Source organism: Streptomyces sp. NPDC093064, from assembly GCF_044754605.1.
Classification (GTDB): domain Bacteria; phylum Actinomycetota; class Actinomycetes; order Streptomycetales; family Streptomycetaceae; genus Streptomyces.
The window spans coordinates 1-1,928 of record NZ_JBIVPK010000139.1 but is presented as its reverse complement, the minus strand read 5'-3'; the positions used below and the strand labels follow the sequence as shown (position 1 = coordinate 1,928).

General features: G+C 65.6%; 1 protein-coding gene. It reads right to left on the bottom strand.

Features of this window, described 5'->3' with window-relative positions; genetic code table 11:
* Positions 1 to 74 precede the first annotated feature (74 nt).
* Positions 75 to 1,421 carry a group II intron reverse transcriptase/maturase gene (gene ltrA / locus ACIQFZ_RS43415; protein WP_382622588.1) on the bottom strand — a complete coding sequence of 449 codons (1,347 nt, stop codon included), beginning with the start codon at positions 1,419 to 1,421 and terminating at the stop codon, positions 75 to 77.
* Positions 1,422 to 1,928: the final 507 nt, after the last annotated feature.

Sequence of the window (1,928 nt, the reverse complement as noted above, 5' to 3'; positions counted from 1 at the left end):
AAATCGGGTAGGAGGGCCGGGTCGCCCAGCCCTCCTCCCACACCACCGGACATGCGGGTCACGCATCCGGCGGTTCACCGAGCTGATCTCATCCGGTGCCAGGTCGTCTTGAGCGTGAGCAGGCCAAGGTCTTCCCAGTAGGAGTTGGGCAGCGCTCGCTGGAGGACAGGTGAGCCCGCGATCCGCCAGTAGCCCTTGCTGCTGTTCCCCCACTGGTGGGAGAACGACTCGTTGATCCCGAGCCTGCGCAAGTTCGCCCGGCGGGTCCGGGGCATCTTCCATTCCTTCCAGCGGATCTGCCGCATCCTGCGGCGGAACCACTCGTCCAGGTCCCGGAACGGCCTGAAGGCGTCCGAGAGCTGGAAGTAGCCCATCCACCCGGTCATATACCGGTTGATCCTCGCGATACGGTCTTCCATCGCGACGCTCCACCGGCGCGAGGTCAGTTCCCGGATCTTCGCTTTCCAGCGCGTCAGCGCCTTCGGATCGACCCGGATCTTCACCCCGCCCAGGGTGTAGTAGAAAGCGAACCCCAGCATCGTTGCTCTGCTGGCTGGTATGACCTTCGACTTCTCCCGGTTGACCCTCAACTTCAACCGCTGCTCGACCACGGCCGTGACCGAGTCGAGCACCCTGCGGGCGGCCCGCTCGCTCCGCACGAAGACGCGCACGTCGTCGGCGTAACGCACGAACCGATGACCGCGCTTGAACAACTCCCGGTCCAGGTCGTCGAGCATGATGTTCGACAAGACGGGCGAGAGCGGGGATCCCTGCGGGGTCCCCTCCTCGCTCGGCATCTTCACGCCGTCCACCATGATCCCGGCTTCCAGGTACCTGCGGATCAGTTTCAAGACCCTGCGGTCACGGACCTTGCGAGCCACCCGCGCCATCAGGACATCATGTTGGACACGGTCAAAGAACCGGTCCAGATCAAGATCCACGACCCACCGGTTGCCATCCTCAATCGCCCGCCGCGCGACCCGGACCGCCTGATGGGCGGACCGGCCGGGACGGAACCCGAAGGACGACCCCGAGAACTGCGGGTCGAAGATGGGCACGAGTACCTGCGCGATGGCCTGCTGGATCAAACGGTCCAGCACCCGCGGCACCCCCAGCATCCGCTCGCCACCGCCAGGCTTCGGGATGATCACCTGACGGACCGGCGCCGGCCGGTAAGTGCCCGCGTCGAGCTCGGCCCACACGGCGGGCCAGTGGACCAGCAGCCACGGCCGCAACTCGGCAGTAGTCATGCCATCCACTCCGGGAGCACCCCGGTTCGCTTCGACGCGTTTAAGCGCCGCGAGCAGGTTCTCCTTCGAGAGCATCAGCTCCCACAGCGAGGAATCCCGATCGCGGTGAACGTCCTTTGCGGGACGCACCGACCGGTCACTACGCTCCGCCGGGACGTTTCCGGGATGCACCGGTCCCTCCCCGGTCGGCACCGCCGAAGCGGACTTTCCGCGATCACCGTGACCAGTACGAGCAGCCACCGCATCACCCGTTCCACTCGATGTTCGGCCCTTCCCAGCCCATCACCCACAGGTAGTCAACCCAGCTGGTACTACGGCCTCTGCTGACTTCTGCCCGGTCAGACAACACCTTCCGGCGCTACCCGTCGGCGCGGCGACGCCTCAGCACAACCGACACCCGGACAGATCTCCCCAGGTAAGGACGATCAATGTCCCTGGATCCCCGCCGCGTTTACGCCCTGGCCTTCTTGGCAGTGACGGGCATCGCCCTCTGTTGCGGGCTCACCCGACCAGCACGCCTCATACGCGGTTCGTGTTCCTCGGTACCCAGGTCTCGCCTCGAGCTTCCTTCAGACCCCACCTCACGATGACGCCCTTGCCTCCGGCTCGGGGTTAGCACTACCTCTTCCCCCAGGGGACTTCCACCCCCAATCGATCGCCCATGCTGGGCGCACAACA